The sequence below is a fragment of the Flavimobilis sp. BM9 genome (genome assembly GCF_058313055.1).
Map to the genome: position 1 here is coordinate 1 of NZ_JBZEMO010000001.1, position 18,654 is coordinate 18,654.

The window sequence follows — 18,654 nt, forward strand, 5'->3', positions numbered from 1 at the left end:
CGAACCCGTCACACCGGTAGGAGTACGCCGGGTCATAGGAGACCGACGAGCCCGGCTGACACATCGCCGGGTCGATCGCCCGCGACTCGACAAGCGGAGGACCATTCACGGGGCGGCGCGTCTCCGGGTTGGGCGCCCTCCGACGGTCCCGGTCATCCCGTTTGGCCCGGTACTTGCCGTCCCCCAACGGGACTGTGTCCCACGTTGTTTGCGTCGAGCCTGTGTCGTCCGCATTCTTCTCTGTGCTTCCCTCGGTTGTCTGCGTAGCGAACCCGATAGGTGCACCGATAGCGAGGGCCACGCTCAAGGCAAGCGCGATGCAGCTTGACGCCACTGACGGGATCACTCGACGTACTCCACCGCGCGGACGCGCGACACCTGCCAACGGTCGCCCGTCCATGCCACGCGGAGTCCCCGGGAGCTCTGCTTTCCAGGAATGCTCGACTGAACACCATCAGGTCCGGTTCTTGTCGCGCCAGATGAGTGGACATCGACGATCCAGAAGTGGCTGTTCTCCGTGGACTCCCCGGGGTTGAGCCACAGATCGTCGATCGTGATCACGTCACCGGAGGTGGTCCAACCGGCTGCGACGTCCTTCTCGACGCCAGCGATCAGCTGATTGCAGTAGTCGCATGCCGGTGACGCGAGTTCACGCAGCGGCTCCGCGTCGCCGGTGTTCACGGTGTAAGGATGCAGCGCCACGAAGTACTCGACCGCTGCCTTCGACCCGACCTTCCCCGGCGTCGTGAGGTCCGCGGGCACGGGCGGCGGCGTCGTGATCTTCTCGATCGTCGGCTCGGTGGGAGTGGCAGGGGTGGGTGTCGCGGACGGTGACGCGCTCGCCGTCGGGGTGGCCGCCGTCGTCGTCGGTGCGGTCGGCGCGGGCGCTACCTCGCTCGTGCACCCGGTCAGGAGGATCGCCGCAAGGACGACAGAGGCACAGCGCAGGGCGGACGAGCGGGTCGCGGGCATGGTGAGCAAGGTAGCGATCCACCGCTCAGGCCGCCACATATGTCCCGAACCTGTGGATCAGTGAGGCGGGCAGGCGCCTCCCGCACCTGCCTCACCGATCGCCCGCATCCACACCTCACGTGTGCACCGAGGCGATCCGTGCGGGAGGAAGTGACGCGGGCTGCGCACCGATCGCCCGGTTGCACACGCGACGTGTGCAACCGGGCGATCGGTCGGGGGAAAGGTGGGAGATCGTCAGGAGGCCAGGCCAGGCCAGGCCAGGCGAGGCGAAGCGACCAACTGGGGAGGACGCCCGCCCTACTCGCCGAGCGGGTCCAGGACCCGCTTGAGGAACCGCTGCGTCCGCTCCTCGCGGGGCGCGGTGAGCACCTCGGACGGCGGCCCCTCCTCGACGACGACCCCGCCGTCCAGGAACGCGACGTGGTCAGCGACCTGCTGCGCGAACCGGATCTCGTGCGTGACGACGACCATCGTCCAACCCTCGGCCGCCAGGTCGCGCATGACCGTGAGCACCTCGCCGACGATCTCCGGGTCGAGGGCCGACGTCGGCTCGTCGAAGAGGAGCAGCGCCGGGCGCAGCGCGAGCGCCCGCGCGATACCGACGCGCTGCTGCTGGCCGCCGGACAGCTGCGCAGGCAGCGCGTCCTCCTTGTCGGCCAGCCCCACCTTCGCGAGCAGCTCGCGAGCCTGTGCCTCCGCCTGCGCCCGCGGGACCTTCTGCGCGTAGATCGGACCCTCGGTCACGTTCTGCAGAGCCGTGCGGTGCGGGAACAGGTGGTGCGCCTGGAACACCATGCCGGAGCCGGCGCGCAGCCGACGCAGGTCTGCTGGCGTGGGCGACGTCGCGAAGTCGACGGCGGCGTCGTCGACCCGCACGACGCCGCGCTGCGGCGTCTCGAGCGCGTTGAGGCACCGCAGCAGCGTCGTCTTGCCAGACCCGGACGGGCCGATCAGCACCGTCACGGAACCGCGGTCGACGCGCAGGTCGATGCCGCGCAGCACCTCGTTGTCGCCGAACGACTTGTGCAGGTCGACGACCTCGAGAAGAGCGGGGGCGGTCATACGGTCACGTACCTCTCCAGGCGGCTCTCGAGCCGCGACTGCACCGCAGACAGCACGGTGCAGATCAGCCAGTAGTAGACGGCGGCGAGCGAGTACAGCGCAAGGAACTCGTACGACGGCGCTGCGATCTCCTGCGCCTTGCGCAACAGCTCGGTCACCATGATCGACGACGCGAGCGACGTGTCCTTCACGAGCGAGATGAACGTGTTGGACAGCGGCGGGACCGCGACGCGCAACGCCTGCGGCAGGATCACGCGGCGCAGCGTCGTCGTGTACGACATGCCGACCGTCTGCGCCGCCTCCCACTGCCCTCGCGGCACCGAGAGGATCGCCGCACGGATCGCCTCGGCCGCATAGCCGCCCACGTTGAGCGAGAACGCGACGATCGCTGACGGGAACGGGTCGATCACGATGCCCAGCGACGGCAGCGCGTAGAAGATGATGAACAGCTGCACGAGCAGCGGCGTACCGCGGATGAGGGACACGAACGCACGCGCGACCCAGCGCAGCACGCGCCACCGGGAGATGCGGGCGAGCGCGACGACGAGCGCGATGACGAGGCCGATCGTGAACGACAGCAGCGTCAGCGGGATCGTGCCGCGCACGGCCCCGACGAGCAGGGGCACGAGCGAGTCGAGGAGCAGCTGCTGCAGCTGGTCGTCGATGCCGAACATCGTGAGACCTCCGCTCGTCAGGGCCGTCGCCGTCACTTCGAGATGTCGGTGCCGAAGTACTTCTCACCGATCGAGGCGAGAGTCCCGTCGGCCGCGAGCTCGCCGAGCGCCTTGTTGATCTCCGCGACGAGACCCGAGTCCTTGCGCAGCGCGAACGCCTGCACGACCTTCTCCTCAGGGATCTCGAACGCGATCTTCACGCTCGTGTCGCCGGTCGACGTGAGGTACTCGAGGGCCGCGAGGTTGTCGTTGACCGTGAAGTCGACGCGGCCGTCCCGGACGGCGGTGACGGCCTCCGTGAAGCCGTCGATCGGCTCGACCTTCGCGCCGTTGTCACGCGCGAGCGCGCCCCAGTTGGACGTCGCCGTCTGGGCGGCGGTGCGGCCCTCGAAGCCGGCCAGGCCCGTCAGCTCGGTGTCGTCCGCAGGCACGATCACGACGGGGACGGACACGGAGTACGGGTCGGACAGGTCGTACTTCGCGGCGCGCTCGTCGTTGATGGTGACCTCGTTCGCGACGACGTCGTACCGCTTGGCCTCGAGGCCCGCGAAGATCGAGTCCCACTTCGTCTCGGAGAACTCCGGCTTGACGCCGAGCTTCTCGGCGACCGCCGTGATGACCTCGACGTCGTAGCCGGTCAGCTCGCCCGACGTGGGGTCGTGGAAGGTGAAGGGCGCGTACGTGCCCTCCGTGCCGACCTTGAGGACGCCGGACTCCTTGAGCGCGGCGACCGGGTCGGCAGCGGTCTTCTCGTCGCCGTCGGACGAGCACGCGGCGAGCGCGAGCGCTGACAGGACGACGGCGGTGGAGGCGACGGACCTACGGATGTTCATGGTTCTCCTGAGGGGTGGTGACAGCGACGCCGGCCCGGCGGACGGATGTCCGCAAGGTCCAGGATGTCGTGGCCGTTCGGGAGGCGCAGCCCGAGGGTGGGCGGAGCGCCGGGGACGTGTCGGACGGGTGCTCGCAGCGCCGGCGCTCAGGCCGGGACGGGAAGACTCACGTCAGCGACGGGGAGGGGACGACGGCGACCACGGGTCGCGACGACGTCGGGCACCCGAGCCGGGTGCCGGGGCAGCGCCTCAGCGCTGACAGGGACACCCGAAGGTGCCTGCGGGCAGGCAGCAACAGCGCAGCGACGACGACGTCGACGCGGGCTGGAGAGCGCTCTGCCGGATGTTCACGGTGGGAGCGTACCTGACCTGGGCGGCGCCCGACGCGGAACGTGACGGACGTCCCGCCGAGCGGTCCCGGTGCCCTCACGCCCGCTCCGGCGAGGTGTCACGCCCATGGCGAACACGGGCATCACGGCACCCCTCGCTTGGTTAGAGTCGAAGCGGTCAGACCTGTGCGCTATCCGGCGCGGGTGAACGCCGCTCGTGAGGAGCAGCAGATGTTCGAGAGATTCACCGACAGAGCGCGTCGGGTGGTCGTCCTTGCCCAAGAAGAGGCACGGATGCTCAATCACAACTACATCGGCACCGAGCACATCCTGCTCGGTCTGATCCACGAGGGTGAGGGGGTCGCCGCCAAGGCGCTCGAGTCCCTGAACATCTCGCTGGACGCCGTGCGTCAGCAGGTCACGGAGATCATCGGCGAGGGCCAGCAGGCGCCGTCGGGCCACATCCCGTTCACGCCGCGCGCCAAGAAGGTGCTCGAGCTCTCGCTGCGCGAGGCCCTGCAGCTCGGCCACAACTACATCGGCACCGAGCACATCCTGCTCGGCCTCATCCGTGAGGGCGAGGGCGTCGCCGCCCAGGTGCTGACGAAGCTCGGCGCCGACCTCAACCGTGTGCGCCAGCAGGTCATCCAGCTCCTGTCCGGCTACCAGGGCAAGGAGCCGGTCGCTGCGGGCGCTCCCAACGAGGGGCAGCCCGCCGGCTCGGCCGTCCTCGACCAGTTCGGGCGCAACCTCACGCAGGCCGCCCGCGAGGGCAAGCTCGACCCCGTGATCGGTCGGTCCAAGGAGATCGAGCGCGTCATGCAGGTCCTGTCGCGCCGCACCAAGAACAACCCTGTCCTCATCGGTGAGCCCGGCGTCGGCAAAACGGCTGTCGTCGAGGGCCTCGCCCAGGACATCGTCCGTGGCGACGTCCCGGAGACGCTCAAGGACAAGCAGCTCTACACGCTCGACCTCGGCGCGCTCGTCGCCGGGTCCCGCTACCGCGGTGACTTCGAGGAGCGTCTCAAGAAGGTCCTCAAGGAGATCCGCACCCGCGGCGACATCATCCTGTTCATCGACGAGATCCACACGCTCGTCGGTGCCGGTGCTGCCGAGGGCGCGATCGACGCGGCGTCGATCCTCAAGCCGATGCTCGCCCGCGGCGAGCTGCAGACGATCGGCGCGACGACCCTCGACGAGTACCGCAAGCACATCGAGAAGGACGCCGCGCTCGAGCGGCGCTTCCAGCCGATCCAGGTCGCCGAGCCGAACCTCGAGCACGCGATCGAGATCCTCAAGGGCCTTCGCGACCGCTACGAGGCGCACCACCGTGTGTCCATCACGGACAGCGCGCTCGTCGCCGCCGCGACCCTCGCGGACCGCTACATCAACGACCGCTTCCTCCCGGACAAGGCGATCGACCTGGTCGACGAGGCAGGCGCGCGCCTGCGCATCCGCCGCATGACCGCGCCGCCGGAGCTCCGCGAGCTCGACGAGGCCATCGCCGAGGCGCGCCGCGACAAGGAGTCCGCGATCGACGAGCAGGACTTCGAGAAGGCCGCCGGCCTGCGCGACAAGGAGAAGCAGCTCACCGCGCAGCGCGCCGACCGCGAGAAGGCCTGGAAGTCCGGAGACCTCGACTCGGTCGCCGAGGTGGACGAGGACCTGATCGCCGAGGTGCTCGCGCAGTCCACCGGCATCCCTGTCTTCAAGCTGACCGAGGAGGAGTCCTCGCGGCTCCTCAAGATGGAGACCGAGCTGCACAAGCGGGTCATCGGCCAGGAAGCCGCCATCAAGTCGATCTCGCAGGCGATCCGCCGCACGCGCGCCGGGCTCAAGGACCCGAAGCGTCCCGGTGGCTCGTTCATCTTCGCGGGACCGACGGGTGTCGGTAAGACCGAGCTCGCCAAGGCGCTCGCCGAGTTCCTCTTCGGCGACGAGGACGCGCTCATCCAGCTCGACATGTCGGAGTTCTCCGAGAAGCACACGGTGTCGCGCCTGTTCGGCTCGCCTCCCGGCTACGTCGGCTACGACGAGGGCGGCCAGCTCACCGAGAAGGTTCGCCGTCGTCCGTTCTCCGTCGTGCTGTTCGACGAGGTCGAGAAGGCGCACGCCGACATCTTCAACTCGCTCCTGCAGATCCTCGAGGACGGTCGCCTGACCGACTCGCAGGGCCGCGTCGTGGACTTCAAGAACACGATCATCATCATGACGACGAACCTCGGCACGAGGGACATCGCCAAGGGCGTGATGACCGGCTTCGCGGCGTCCGGCGAGCTGTCGACCGACTACGAGCGCATGAAGGGCAAGGTCAACGACGAGCTCAAGCAGCACTTCCGGCCTGAGTTCCTCAACCGTGTCGACGACGTCGTGGTGTTCCCGCAGCTCACGCACGAGGAGATCGTCCAGATCGTCGACCTCATGATCGCCCGCCTGGACAAGCGTCTGCGGGACAAGGACATGAGCGTCGAGCTCACGCCCGCCGCCAAGAGCCTGCTCGCCGACAAGGGCTACGACCCCGTGCTCGGCGCACGTCCGCTGCGCCGCGCGATCCAGCGGGAGATCGAGGACGTGCTCTCCGAGAAGATCCTCTTCGGCGACCTCAAGGCTGGCGAGAACATCGTGGTCGACGCCGAAGGTGAGGCCCCGCTCGGGGAGTTCACCTTCCGCGGCGAGCCGCGCAAGCCCGGCGCACCTGCCTCGGAAGTTCCCGAGATCGAGTCGATCGCGGTTCCCGCATCGACCGGTTCGAAGGGAAGCTCGAGCGGCGGCGAGGGGCAGCTCAGCGCAGGCGCCTGAGCCCCAGCAGCACAGATACGACGAAGGTCCTCGGCACCAGGAGTGCCGGGGACCTTCGTCGTTCGTCTCACGCACGGCGCGCGAATGTGGATAAATACACCCGATCCAGTGGGAAGGTCAACCATAACCTCGACGGCGTGGCGTCCGGCTGGTAGTTACATCCCTATGACATTCGCCGTCGACGGCCTCACCGTCGAGGTCCACGAGGACGCCGACGCGCTCGGCGACCGCGCCGCGACCCTGTTCGCCGACGCGATCCGCGGCGTCGTCCGGGAGCACGGCGAAGCCCGCGTCCTCATCGGAACGGGCAACGCACAGCTTCCCTTCGTCCGCGCCCTCCCGGGCAAGAGCATCCCGTGGGCCGCCGTCACGATCTTCCAGGTCGCGGAATACGTCGGCCTACCCCCTGGCCACCCGGCCGCATATGGCACGTGGATCCAGGAGCACCTCGTCACACCGTTCCAGCCCGGGATCGTTCACCGGCTCCGCGGCGACGTCAGGTCTCCACTCGCCGAGGCCGAGCGCTACGAAGCGCTGCTGCGCGAGGACCCGATCGACGTCGTCGTCCTCGGCATCGGCGAGAACGCCCACATCGGCCTCAACGAGCCGCACGCCGCATGGTTCTCCGACCCGCGGTGGGTGCGTGTGCTTGCACTGGCTGAGGCCTCACGACGACAAGAGGTGGGAGAAGGCCACTTCGAGTCGATCGACGACGTGCCCGACCGTGCGATCTCCACGACCGTGCCGGGACTGCTCGCGGGCCAGAAGATCATCGTCAACGTGCCCGAGCGCCGGAAGGCCGCCGCGATCGCCGCGACGCTCTCTGCGCCCGTCGGGCCTGCCGTCCCGGCCACAGCGCTGCGCACCCACCATGACGCGATCCTCCTCCTCGAACCTGAGTCGTCGACCGCGCCGTCGCCCGACTGACCTGCCGCCGCGTGGGTGCGGCGCGGCTCAGCCGGCCGGGTGGGGAGCGAGGGCTTCGTCGAGGAGCTGGAGGTAGGTCGCACGCTGCTCGCGCCGCACGTCGTGCCCCGCGGTGAGGACGAAGACCTCGCCCTTGCCCTCGAGCAGCTCCTCGGCGCGCACAGCCATCGCACCGGGGATGATCCCGCCGAGCTCTTCCTGCCCGAGCAGGACGGTCGTCGCGAACTCGCCGTCGGGTGCGAGCGTGGCCAGGGGTGCGACCCAGTCCTGAGAGAAGCCGGTGGCGCGGTCGAGGAATCGCGGGTCGAGCTGCCGCTTCGACGTCGCCCACGGGGCTGCCTCGGCAGCCGGCCAGCTCGGGTGGTCGCGGGTGACGGATGCGAGGAGCCGCGCGTACGGGGTGCGGTTCAGCTCGCGCAGGATGCGCGCGACGTCGGGGAAGGTGGAGTCGTCCGCCGTCCAGGCCGGGTCCTCGAGCACGAGTGCCGAGACGAGTGCAGGCCCGCGCAGCGCGAGATCCTGCGCGACGAGCGCGCCGAGCGAGTGCCCGATGAGCGCGGCGGGCCGCTGCGCGACGCGGTGCACGACGACGGCGAGGTCGTCCGCGAGCGCGCGCACCGTGACGGGGCCGTCGGGGAGAGGGGAGTCGCCGTGACCTCGCAGGTCCGAGACGATGACGAGGCGCTGCTCGGCGAGGTGCTCGACGATGCCGGGCCAGCACGCGGCCGAGTCCCCGAGACCGTGGACCAGGACCGCTGGGGGAAGAGGGGAGTCGGTCGGACCGAAAGCGGCCCACGTGACGTGCCCGAGGTGGCCGGAGCCTGCCTCGATGACCCCATAGCTGTGGTCGCTCACGTCGCTCGTCGCCTCTGTCCTTGCCTCGGTGCCCGCTCAGCCTGGACGATCCTAGCCGTTGTGGGGCGGATCCTCCTGGGTACGAACCTGCACGTCGTCAGCGCCGATGGCCGACGCGCGGTGCACGCGCGAGCGCCAGGCGAGGAGCAGGCCGCCGAGCAGGGCGGACAGCAGCGACCCGACGAGGATCGCGGCCTTGCCTGCTTCGCTGTCGGGAGAGCCTGGTTCGAACGACAGCTCGCCGATCAAGAGGGCCACGGTGAAGCCGATGCCGCCGACGCAGGCGACGGCGACGACGTCGAGCCAGCGCAGCGCTGCGTCGAGCGTCGCTCGGGTGAGACGCACGAGCAGCCAGGTGGCGGCGGTGATGCCCAGGGGCTTGCCGACGACGAGGCCGAGGACGACGCCGATCGCGACCGGGTTGCCGAGGGCGTCGCGCAGGGCGTCGGGCGTCATCGTGACGCCGGCGGCGAACAGCGCGAACACCGGGACGGCAAAGCCGGCGGAGATGGGCCGCCACCGGTGCTCGTAGTGCTCGGCGAGGCTGTGCCGCTCGCCAGCGCGGGGAAGGGCGGGAACGGTGAACCCGAGCAGGACCCCTGCGATCGTGGCGTGGATGCCCGACGCATGCATGAGCGCCCATGCGAGGACAGCGAGGGGAACCAGCAGCCAGGGCGGCGCGCCGCCGTGCTTGCGGACGAGGATGGCGAAGGCGGCGATCACGAGACCGGCTCCTGCCATCGCGAGGAAGTCGAGAGACTCGGTGTAGAAAGCGGCGATGACGATGATGCCGAGAAGGTCGTCGACGACGGCGAGCGTGAGCAGGAACGCGCGCAGGGCGGTCGGTAGTCCTCTCCCGGCGATCGCGAGAACGGCGACCGCGAACGCGATGTCGGTCGCGACAGGCACGGCCCAGCCTTGCGGGTCGCCGTTGCCGATCGCGTTGACGGCGGCATAGATGAGCGCGGGTGCGGCCATGCCGCCGACGGCTGCGACGATCGGCACGATCGCCGTCGCGGGGCGGCGCAGCTGGCCGTCGACGATCTCCCGCTTGAGCTCCACGCCGACGACGAAGAAGAAGATCGCCAGGAGCCCGTCGGTCGCCCACTGCGCGAGGGCGAGGTCGAGATGCACCGCAGACGGGCCGAACCGGAGCGAGGAGAGGTTGCGGTAGCTGTCACCCCACGGAGAGTTCGCCCAGACGAGTGCGACGACGGCGCCCAGGAGCAGGAGGATCGCGCCGGTGTTCTCGGCGCGCAGCGTATCCAGGAAGTTCCGCCGGGAGCCCGGGGTGAGCTTCCCCAGGATCGCGTTCTTGTCAGTCATGGTTCGTCCTCGTTGACGGGCACGGGTTCACGGGAACGATAACCCCGCGCCTGAAGGGGGTGAGCCTGGATGAGGGACTGCAGGGTCTGGTGCGGAGGTGTGCGAGGTGATATCGCGTGCGTACGCGCGCCCTCGACAACCGGTGCGTCACCCTGCGGGCTACGTGAGGCAGATCACAGTCAGAGAGTGGTGCGTGCGAGCTGCCCGATCCACGCCTGCACAACGGCTGTGTCCTGGTCGCCCAGACCGGCATCCGTGAGATCGGCGAACACGGACCTCAAGACATCGAGCTGCGGGGTGCCCGTGCCGGTGCGGGCTGCTTCCTCCGTCGCGAAGCCGAGGTCCTTGACCATGAACTTCGCGGCACCTGACGGCGAATGGTCGTGCTCGGCGAAACGCCGTGCCTTGACGTCGAGGATGCGCGACCCGGCGTACCCGGTGCCGAACAGCGCGAGCAGCCGTGCGACGTCGAGCCCCGCGCGCTCCGCGAGAACGCTCGCCTCGCCGAGGGCGGCGACGGTTGCGGCGACGATCATCTGGTTGCATGCCTTGGCGACCTGTCCCGCACCGAGCGGGCCAAGGTGCTCTGGTCGCCCGCAGGGCGCGAGCGTGGCGCACGCCCGCGCCGCATCGTCCTCGGGTCCGCCGACCATGATCGCGAGAGAGCCGGCCTGTGCGCCCTCCTCCCCACCGGACACCGGGGCGTCGACGACCCGGACGGTGCTCGCGGTCCTCGAGCGGACCTCGGCGTCGAGGTCGCGCACACCCTGCGGCGACGAGGTTGAGCTCACGATGATGAGCAGGTCGTCGCCTGCGCCGGCAAGCAGACCGTCAGGACCTTCGAGCAGCTGCCGGACCTGGGGGAGGTCGGGGACCATCAGCACCACCGTCGTGCTCGCGGCTGCGACCTCGCGGGCCCTCGTGTGCCAGACGGCACCGCCCATGATGAGGTCGGTGGCGGCGTCGCGGCGGCGAGCCGTGACGTGCAGCCGCCCGGGGCCGAGCGCGCGGAGCAAGTGCCCGGCCATCGGGGCGCCCATCGTGCCGAGCCCCACGAAACCGACATCTCCCTCGATCGTCTGTGCGTCCATGAGAGCCACCCTAGCCGAGTTGTTCGACATGATGAATACTGTTCACCATGTCGAACACCCTCCGTATGGTTCTCGCCACCCCGCTCCCCGAGGCACTGTGCGTCCAGCTCGAGAGCGAGGTGCCCGGCCTGGAGCTCGTCCGTGACCACTCGCTGCTCCCCCCGATGCGCTACCCGGGCGACCACGACGGTGACCCGGCGTTCCGGCGCACCCCCGAGCAGCAGGCAGCGTTCGAAGCGCTCGTCGACACGGGCGAGGCGCTCTACGGAATCCCCGATGTGTCCCCGGCGGCGCTCGCACGCACGGTCGCGGCCAACCCGCGGCTGCGCTGGGTCCAGACGATGGCCGCGGGCGGAGCTTCTCAGGTCGCGGCTGCGCGCCTGCCTGACGGTGCGCTCGACCGGATCGCGTTCACGACCTCGGCTGGGGTGCACGGCGGGACGCTCGCCGAGTTTGCCCTTCTGGGCGTCCTCGCCGGGGCGAAGGACCTGCCGAGGCTCCAGGCGCACCAGAGGGCGCGCGAGTGGGCGCCGCGCTGGGCCATGGGCCAGGTCCACGAGCAGACGGTCCTCGTCGTCGGGCTCGGGAGCATCGGTCGCGACTGCGCGCGCCTGCTGAGCGCCGTCGGTGCTCGAGTCATCGGGGCGAACAGGTCGCCGGTCGAGGTGCCCGGCGTCGAGCGGGTCGTCGGGCTCGGGGAGGTGGTCCACGTCGTCGGGGAGGTGGACGCGATCATCGTCACGCTGCCGGGAGCGCCAGGGACGACAGGACTCGTCGCCGACGACGTCCTCGACGCGGCGCGTCGCGGCGTGACAGTCGTCAACGTCGGTCGCGGGACCGTGATCGACGAGCGGGCGCTCGTCGGCGCGCTCGAGACCGGTCAGGTCGGGTTCGCAGCGCTGGACGTCGTCGCGCACGAGCCCCTCGATCCGACGAGCCCCCTCTGGGCGCACCCCCGAGTGCTCCTCAGCCCGCACACCGCGGCGCTGAGCGACGCCGAGGACGCCCGCATCGCGCAGCTCGCCGCCGACAACGCGCGCCGGCTGCTCGCAGGTGAGCCGCTGCGCAACCGCGTGCGCCTGGAGGACCTCGCGTGAGCGTCCCGGCGGTCGCGCGTGCGATCGCGCTGCTCGAGATCCTCGCCGCCTCCCGCGGCGAGCCGCGCTCCCTGAGCGAGCTGTCCCGGGCGCTCGGTGCGCCCAAGTCCTCGACGTCCGCGCTCTGCGCAGAGCTCGAGGCTGCGGGCTACGTCGAACGGGCCGACGGCGGGATGCGCCTCGGGCGTTCGGCCGTCGCGCTGGGTGGAGCGTACGTCCGTCAGTTCGAGCCGGTGCGTGAGTTCGCCACCGTGTGCCGGCAGGACCCGGTGCTCCGCGAGGAGGTCGTGCAGCTCGCCGTGCTCGACGAGATGGTGACCTCCGGTGGGCGCGTCCCCGCCGTCCTGTACCTCGCGCGGCACGAGGGCACGGCACCGTTGCGCGTCTCAGCCTCTGTCGGGGACCGCTTGCCTGCTACGACGACCGCCGTCGGTCAGGTGTTGCTCGCCGCGCTCGACGAGGCTGGACGTGCGGAGGCTGTCCGGGCGGTCGCCGAGGCGTCCGACGGCTCCGTGGTCGAGCGCGTCCTCGAGGAAGAGCTCGAACGTACGCGGCGGCAGGGTTACGGGGTCGACGACGGACGGACGTTCGAGCACGTCGTCGGCCTTGCTGTCGCCGTTCCCGGCGCCGCAGGGGCGCGGCCGTGCGCTGTCGGGGTGTCGATGCTCGACAGGTATGCCGACCAGGCGAAGCGAGCGGCCGTCAGTGAGTCGTTGACCCGCCTGGCGCACCTGTTGCGCGATCCGGTGCCGGAGCTCTCCGGCCATGTCCCGGACTGAAGCCCTGGCGCGGTCGGGCGCGGGCCGGGCCTGACGCGCGGCGACCGCAGCCGGAGACGGCTGGTCGCCGCGCGTCGCCTGCTTCTAGGCTCCGTTCGCTGTGCGCACGAGAGCGAGCGTCGCCTCGGCGAGGGCCACCCGGTCGGTGACGCTCGCGTCGAGCGGGCGTGCCGAGACCTTCGCCCCGACGTAGTCGAGGCCGCCGGCCGCGGCCGCGAACGTCGCTCGGGCCTGTTCGACGTCGAGCGCGGACGCTGCCGATGCGGTGAGCGCAGCGGCCGCACCCCGCGGCGGGATGTGAGCGTCCGTCCACGGCTCGCCCCACTCGGTCGCCTCGGGCGTCGCCCCCGACAGCATCACGCCCCGCAGCACACCCGCAGCCGCGGCTGCCCGGGCGTGCGCCACGGGCGCCGCAGCGTCGCGCGCCTCGATCGCCGACCGCCCCCAGTTGAGCGCGACCCCGAGAGGTGAGCCGCCGTCGTCGGCCGCAGGCAGGCCCACGTCGATGGCGCGGCGCACAGCCGCGATCTCGTCCGCGATCGAGAAGAAGCCCTTCTCCGGGCGCTGCCCCGTGACGAGCCTGTCGCAGTGCTCGACGACGATCCGCGCTCCCGTGCCCCACCCCGCAATGTCCGCGAGCGAGCTCGCGAGTGCTTCCGACGAGCCCGGAGCGCCCCCGCGAGCGTTCCTGCCGTCGGGACCTGGCGCCGAGTGGACCTCGACCGCCACGACTCGCCGACGGCCGGACGCGTCGGCGAGCCGCTGCGCCAGCTCGCCCACGACCGCGAGGTCGGTCAGGGCCGCCTGACGGCCCTCGCCGTCGCTGGACGCGAGCCCGTACCCCGGGCTCTCGCCCAGCCGACGCATAGTGCTCGGGATGGCTGTGAGGACGACGTCCCGGTCGTCGGGGAGGTGCTTCAGGATCCAGGACGTGACGTGCGCAGCCGCGTCCGAGCTGGGGACGGGTAGCTCGTACGCGTCGAACGCGACGTCACGCAGAGCGGCATAGAACGTGGACTCGTCCTGCCCGGGGTGGGGTGCTAACGCGTACGAGCCCAGCGTGAGGCGGGTGCGGGGCGCAGTGGCACGGTTGTCAGTCATCGGACTCTCTTCTTCGAGATGCTGTGGGTTGACTTGCTCGGAAGACCATGGCTTACTAGTTCCGTCCACTGGAACTGAGTTCCATTCTGAATCACATCGTCGCGGGTGACGGTGTGGGATCGCAACAAGGTCGTTCGATCACCTCCGCTCGATGTCGAGCATCGGACCGGCCCCCAGCACTTCTGCGGCCCACCAGCGTCAGCCCTCGAGAGGAGCCACCTCATGAAGCGAAACAAGGTCGTTTCGATTCTCGCGATCGGAGCCATGGGGGTTCTCGGTCTGACCGCCTGCAGCTCGGACGACGAGGGCAGCACGAAGGTCTTCAAGGTCGCGTTCAACCAGACCGAGACCCACCCGCAGTACAAGGCCATCTCGGAGCTCGGTGACCGCCTCAAGGAGCGCACCGACGGCCGCTACGACCTCGAGGTGTTCCCGAACGAGACGCTCGGCACCCAGAAGGACACGCTCGAGCTGGTCCAGGCAGGCTCGGTCGACTTCGCGATGGTCGCCGGCTCGCTGCTCGAGAACTTCAACCCGGACTTCGTGGTCTTCAACCTGCCGTTCACGTTCGACAGCAAGGACCACCAGCGCGAGACCGTCAACGACCCGGAGATCTCCGGCGAGATCTTCGAGACCCTCAAGAGCTCCAACATCGAGGTCGTCGCTGGCTTCCACGGCGGCATCCGCTCCGTCTACAACTCCGAGAAGCCGATCAACACGCCTGCCGACCTGGCCGGGATGAAGATCCGGGTCATCGAGTCCGACACCAACCTGCGGATGATGGAGCTCATGGGTGGCTCCGGCACCCCGATGGGTCAGGGCGAGGTCTACACCGCCATCCAGTCCGGCGTCCTCGACGGCGCCGAGAACAACGAGTCGATCTACGCCAACCTCAAGCACGCCGAGATCGCGAAGTACTACTCGTACACGCGCCACCTGATGTTCCCGGACTTCCTCATCACGAACCCGAAGATCCTCGAGGGCATGTCCGAGGCCGACCGCACCGCCTTCAAGGAAGAGGTCCAGACGGCCCTCACCGCCGAGGCCGGCTACTGGGACGACGAGGTGACCCGCTCGATCGACATCGCCACGAAGGCCGGCGCCGAGTTCAACGAGGTCGACGCCGCCGCGTTCCGCACCGCGCTCGAGCCGCTGATCGAGGAGAAGCTCTCGAACGACACCGTCAAGGGCATCTACGAGAAGATCCGCGCCGCGGCCAAGTGACCCTCACGAGGGCGGATCTGAGGACTACACCATGAACAAGATCAAGACAGGTCTGGACAGGGCGCTCGCGTGGTTCTGCGTCATCCTGTTCGGCGCGCTCGTCGTCGACGTGACCTGGCAGGTGTTCACGCGCCAGGTGCTCGACAGCCCGAGCAGCTGGTCGGAAGAGCTCGCGAAGTACCTCTTCATCTGGCTCGGGCTCTTCGGGTCCGCCCTCGTGTTCGGCGAACGCGGCCACATCTTCGTGGACTTCGCCGTGGCCAAGCTGCCTCGCGAGCTCCAGCACTGGGTCGGCGTCCTCGTGCAGGTCGCCATCCTCCTGTTCGCGGCGCTCGTGCTCGTCTACGGCGGGTACAAGGTCTCGGCGCTCGCGTGGGACCAGAACCTCACCGGGCTCCCCGTAAACGTCGGCTGGCTCTACACCGCACTGCCGATCTCGGGCGTGCTCATCATCTTCTACACGCTCTACCATCTGGTCGCGATCCTGCGGCGTGCCGAGTCCGGCGTGCTCACGGACGCCGAGCCGGACGTCCTGTAAGGAGGGTCGCAGATGGAAACCGCAGCTCTCGCAGGGCTCGTCCTCGTCGTCGGTCTCGTCGTCCTGCTGCTCGCAGGCGCGCCGATCTCCGTCGCCGTCGGCCTCTCGTCGGCGCTCGCCATGGTCTCGGCCCTCGGGTTCGAGAACGGCATGCTCACGTCCGCGCAACAGATGTTCCGCGGCATCAACAACTTCTCGTTGCTCGCCATACCGTTCTTCGTGCTGGCCGGCGTCATCATGAACAACGGGGGCATCGCACTCAAGCTCATCAACGCCGCCAAGGTGCTCGTCGGGCGGATGCCCGGATCGCTCGCCCAGACGAACGTCGCCGCCAACGCCCTCTTCGGAGCGGTCTCCGGCTCGGCCGTCGCGGCGGTCGCCGCCGTCGGCTCGACGATGGGCCCGCTCCAGGCGAAGGAGGGCTACGACAGGAACTTCGCCGCCGCCACGAACATCGCGTCGGCGCCGTCCGGGATGCTGATCCCCCCGAGCAACCTGATGATCGTCTACTCGCTCGTCTCGAGCACGTCGATCGCGGCGATGTTCGTCGCCGGCTACATCCCCGGCATTCTCTGGGCGCTCGCGTGCATGATCATCGTCTACCTCTACGCACGCAAGCGCTCCGAGCTCAAGCTCACCGAGCGCGTCCCGATGAAGACGCGAGTGCTCGTCGTCGTCGACGCGATCCCTTCGCTCCTGCTCATCGTCGTCGTGATCGGCGGAATCCTGGGCGGCATCTTCACCCCGACCGAGGCGTCGTGCATCGCTGTCGTCTACGCGCTGGTGCTGTCGTTCATCTACCGGAGCATCAAGGTCAAGGACCTCTTCCCGATCCTCCTCGACTCCGCACGTACCACCGCGATCGTCATGTTCCTCGTCGGCGTCAGCTCGATCATGGGCTGGGTCATGAGCTTCGCCAAGATCCCGCAGATGGTCGCCGACGCGATGTTCTCCATCTCCGACACCCCCACCATCCTGGTACTGCTCATCCTCCTGATGCTCCTGGTCATCGGGTGCTTCATGGACCCGACCCCCGCAGTGCTGATCTTCGTGCCGATCTTCCTGCCCATCGTCACGAGCTTCGGGATGGACCCGATCCACTTCGGCATCATCATGTGCTTCGCGCTGAGCATCGGCACGATCACGCCCCCGGTAGGCCCCGTGCTGTTCGTCGGCGCGAAGGTCGCCAACCTCAGGATCGAGGACGTCATCAGGCGGCTCGTGCCGTTCTTCCTCGCACTCGTCGTCGTCCTGGTCGTCGTCGCGTTCGTCCCGCAGCTCTCCACCTGGCTGCCGACGGCGCTCGGACTCCTCTGACCCGTCCGGGTGCCGCGCCCGTCCCCCCGAGCGGGCCGGCACCCGGACCACCTCGCAAGACCTCCCTATATATAGGAGAAGAAACCTCATGGAACAGCGTTACGCCACCAGCCCCGAGCACGTACCCGGGATGGACACGGCAGAGCTGCGCTCGCGCTACCTCGTCCAGGACCTCTTCCGGGACGACGCGGTCGGCGCCGTCTACACCCACCAGGACCGTGTCGTCCTCCTGGGGGTCAGCCCGACCAGCAAGCCTCTCGACCTGCCGACGTTCCCCGAGATCCGGTCCGAGCACTTCCTCGAGCACCGTGAGGCCGGGGTCATCAACGTCGGCGGGACCGGGACGATCACCGCAGACGGGACCACGTACACGCTCACGAAGGGCTCGTGCCTCTACCTCGGTCGCGGCGTCAAGGACGTCACCTTCGCCTCGGCTGGAGGTGCCGAGGCTCCCGCAGCGTTCTACGTCATGAGCGCACCCGCACACACGGCGTACCCGACGACGCTCGTCGAGGCAGGCCAGGGCAACGTCCGCGAGCTCGGCGACGCGCTCACCTCGAACCGGCGCACGCTCAACCAGTACATCCACGAGAACGGCGTCAGGTCCTGCCAGATCGTCATGGGCGTCACCACCCTGCACCCCGGCAGCATGTGGAACACCATGCCCGCGCACACCCACGACCGGCGCATGGAGGCATACCTCTACTTCGACCTCCCCGAGGACGCCCGCGTCATCCACCTCATGGGGGAGCCGACCGAGACGCGCCACCTCGTCGTCGGCAATCGCGAGGCGACCATCGCGCCGAGCTGGTCCGTCCACTCGGGAGTAGGGACCGCGTCGTACTCCTTCGTCTGGGGCATGGCCGGGGAGAATCAGTCGTTCGACGACATGGACGGCTTCGCCGTCACGGACATGCGCTGATCTGCGCGACGAGACAGGGGAATGACATGACCGAGCCGACCACGCACGCCGCGAGCGCGAGCGAGAAGACTCTCCTCGTCCTCGAGGCCGCGCTCACGCACTCTCGGTTCACGGACGTGGTCGAGGCGACCGGTCTCGCGAAGGCGACGGCGCACAGGATCCTGGCGACGCTCCAGGACCGCCAGTTCATCCTCGTGTCGTCGGACGGGCAGTTCCAGCCCGGCCCCAAGATCCTCACCCTTGCGGGCCGGGCGCTCGAGAACATCGACATCTCCTCGATCGCCCGCCCGCACGTCGAGCGGCTCGTCGCGCTCGTGCACTGCACGGTCCACGTCGGCGTCGTCGCGAGCGACGAGATCGTCTACCTCGTGCGCAGCGATTCGGACAAGCCCTACCAGATGCCGTCGCGGGTGGGCCACGCGATCCCGATGCACTCGTCAGGCATCGGCAAGGTCGTCCTCGCGGACTGGAGCGACGAGGAGCTCGAGCGTTTCGTCGCCCGTGCAGGCCTGACGGCGCGTACTGCGCACACCATCACCACCATCGACGGGCTGCGCGACGAGATCGCCGACGTCCGCGCCAAGGGCTACGCCCGCGACCGCGAGGAGAACGTGCCCGGCGTAGTCTGCGTCGCCGCCCCGATCCGCGACCACACAGGCACGGTCAAGTACGGCCTTTCGATCTCCTCGATCGCCGTCGAGCACGACGAGGCGCAGATGGAGGCGATGGCGCCGCACGCGATCGCGACCGCCGATGCCATCTCAGAGGCACTGGGCCACATCACGCACTGAACCACCGGCGCCCAGCC

17 protein-coding genes are annotated in these 18,654 nt (G+C 69.3%); 9 read left to right on the plus strand and 8 right to left on the minus strand.

Annotated elements, in window-relative coordinates; all coding sequences use genetic code 11:
- Window positions 1–342 precede the first annotated feature (342 nt).
- From AC4F3Q_RS00005 to AC4F3Q_RS00020, 4 genes are all read right to left on the minus strand, one after another.
- Window positions 343–972 (minus strand): DUF6318 family protein, encoded by a 630-nt coding sequence (locus AC4F3Q_RS00005; protein WP_491038224.1) that lies wholly within the window; start codon window positions 970–972, stop codon window positions 343–345.
- A gap of 297 nt (window positions 973–1,269) precedes the next feature.
- A complete protein-coding gene (locus AC4F3Q_RS00010) occupies window positions 1,270–2,034 on the minus strand; it encodes an amino acid ABC transporter ATP-binding protein (RefSeq protein WP_491038225.1) in 765 nt (254 codons plus the stop codon).
- Entirely contained in the window at window positions 2,031–2,708 is a 678-nt protein-coding gene (locus AC4F3Q_RS00015) for an amino acid ABC transporter permease (RefSeq protein ID WP_491038226.1), read from the minus strand. The genes AC4F3Q_RS00010 and AC4F3Q_RS00015 overlap by 4 nt, the downstream gene beginning before the upstream one ends.
- Before the next feature lie 32 nt (window positions 2,709–2,740).
- Complete coding sequence (locus AC4F3Q_RS00020; protein WP_491038227.1) at window positions 2,741–3,541, minus strand: transporter substrate-binding domain-containing protein; 801 nt, start codon at window positions 3,539–3,541, stop codon at window positions 2,741–2,743.
- Window positions 3,542–4,101: 560 nt separating this feature from the next.
- On the opposite strand from AC4F3Q_RS00020, the gene AC4F3Q_RS00025 reads away from it, so the two are divergent.
- The gene (locus AC4F3Q_RS00025; protein WP_491038228.1) at window positions 4,102–6,669 is read left to right on the plus strand and encodes an ATP-dependent Clp protease ATP-binding subunit; all 2,568 of its coding nucleotides are present in this window, start codon (window positions 4,102–4,104) and stop codon (window positions 6,667–6,669) included.
- 165 nt (window positions 6,670–6,834) lie between these two features.
- Complete coding sequence (locus AC4F3Q_RS00030; protein WP_491038229.1) at window positions 6,835–7,596, plus strand: 6-phosphogluconolactonase; 762 nt, start codon at window positions 6,835–6,837, stop codon at window positions 7,594–7,596.
- 27 nt (window positions 7,597–7,623) lie between these two features.
- Here the strand turns inward: AC4F3Q_RS00030 and AC4F3Q_RS00035 are convergent, their stop codons facing one another.
- From AC4F3Q_RS00035 to AC4F3Q_RS00045, 3 genes are all read right to left on the minus strand, one after another.
- Window positions 7,624–8,451, minus strand: coding sequence for an alpha/beta fold hydrolase (locus AC4F3Q_RS00035; protein WP_491038230.1), 828 nt, complete (start codon window positions 8,449–8,451; stop codon window positions 7,624–7,626).
- Between the two features lie 51 nt (window positions 8,452–8,502).
- Window positions 8,503–9,777 (minus strand): Na+/H+ antiporter NhaA, encoded by a 1,275-nt coding sequence (nhaA, locus tag AC4F3Q_RS00040; protein ID WP_491038231.1) that lies wholly within the window; start codon window positions 9,775–9,777, stop codon window positions 8,503–8,505.
- A gap of 179 nt (window positions 9,778–9,956) precedes the next feature.
- Window positions 9,957–10,868 (minus strand): NAD(P)-dependent oxidoreductase, encoded by a 912-nt coding sequence (locus AC4F3Q_RS00045; RefSeq protein ID WP_491038232.1) that lies wholly within the window; start codon window positions 10,866–10,868, stop codon window positions 9,957–9,959.
- Between the two features lie 47 nt (window positions 10,869–10,915).
- Here AC4F3Q_RS00045 and AC4F3Q_RS00050 point away from each other — a divergent pair, with 47 nt between their 5' ends.
- Together AC4F3Q_RS00050 and AC4F3Q_RS00055 are read left to right on the plus strand one after the other, a co-directional pair.
- Window positions 10,916–11,965, plus strand: a complete 1,050-nt coding sequence (locus AC4F3Q_RS00050) for a D-2-hydroxyacid dehydrogenase (protein ID WP_491038233.1) — start codon at window positions 10,916–10,918, stop codon at window positions 11,963–11,965.
- Window positions 11,962–12,744: an IclR family transcriptional regulator gene (locus AC4F3Q_RS00055; RefSeq protein ID WP_491038234.1), complete on the plus strand. Its 783-nt coding sequence runs from the start codon at window positions 11,962–11,964 to the stop codon at window positions 12,742–12,744. The genes AC4F3Q_RS00050 and AC4F3Q_RS00055 overlap by 4 nt, the downstream gene beginning before the upstream one ends.
- Before the next feature lie 84 nt (window positions 12,745–12,828).
- Here AC4F3Q_RS00055 and AC4F3Q_RS00060 read toward each other — a convergent pair whose 3' ends face one another.
- Window positions 12,829–13,845, minus strand: coding sequence for a DUF4862 family protein (locus AC4F3Q_RS00060; protein WP_491038235.1), 1,017 nt, complete (start codon window positions 13,843–13,845; stop codon window positions 12,829–12,831).
- 222 nt (window positions 13,846–14,067) lie between these two features.
- Between AC4F3Q_RS00060 and AC4F3Q_RS00065 the strand changes: the two genes are divergently transcribed.
- The 5 genes from AC4F3Q_RS00065 (at window position 14,068) to AC4F3Q_RS00085 (ending at window position 18,637) form a co-directional block, all read left to right on the plus strand.
- Window positions 14,068–15,069 carry a TRAP transporter substrate-binding protein gene (locus tag AC4F3Q_RS00065; protein ID WP_491038236.1) on the plus strand — a complete coding sequence of 334 codons (1,002 nt, stop codon included), beginning with the start codon at window positions 14,068–14,070 and terminating at the stop codon, window positions 15,067–15,069.
- Window positions 15,070–15,100: 31 nt separating this feature from the next.
- Window positions 15,101–15,607 carry a TRAP transporter small permease gene (locus AC4F3Q_RS00070; RefSeq protein WP_491038237.1) on the plus strand — a complete coding sequence of 169 codons (507 nt, stop codon included), beginning with the start codon at window positions 15,101–15,103 and terminating at the stop codon, window positions 15,605–15,607.
- 12 nt (window positions 15,608–15,619) lie between these two features.
- Entirely contained in the window at window positions 15,620–16,924 is a 1,305-nt protein-coding gene (locus AC4F3Q_RS00075; protein WP_491038238.1) for a TRAP transporter large permease, read from the plus strand.
- Window positions 16,925–17,012: 88 nt separating this feature from the next.
- Window positions 17,013–17,846 (plus strand): 5-dehydro-4-deoxy-D-glucuronate isomerase, encoded by an 834-nt coding sequence (kduI, locus tag AC4F3Q_RS00080; protein WP_491038239.1) that lies wholly within the window; start codon window positions 17,013–17,015, stop codon window positions 17,844–17,846.
- 26 nt (window positions 17,847–17,872) lie between these two features.
- Window positions 17,873–18,637 (plus strand): IclR family transcriptional regulator, encoded by a 765-nt coding sequence (locus AC4F3Q_RS00085; protein WP_491038240.1) that lies wholly within the window; start codon window positions 17,873–17,875, stop codon window positions 18,635–18,637.
- Window positions 18,638–18,654: the final 17 nt, after the last annotated feature.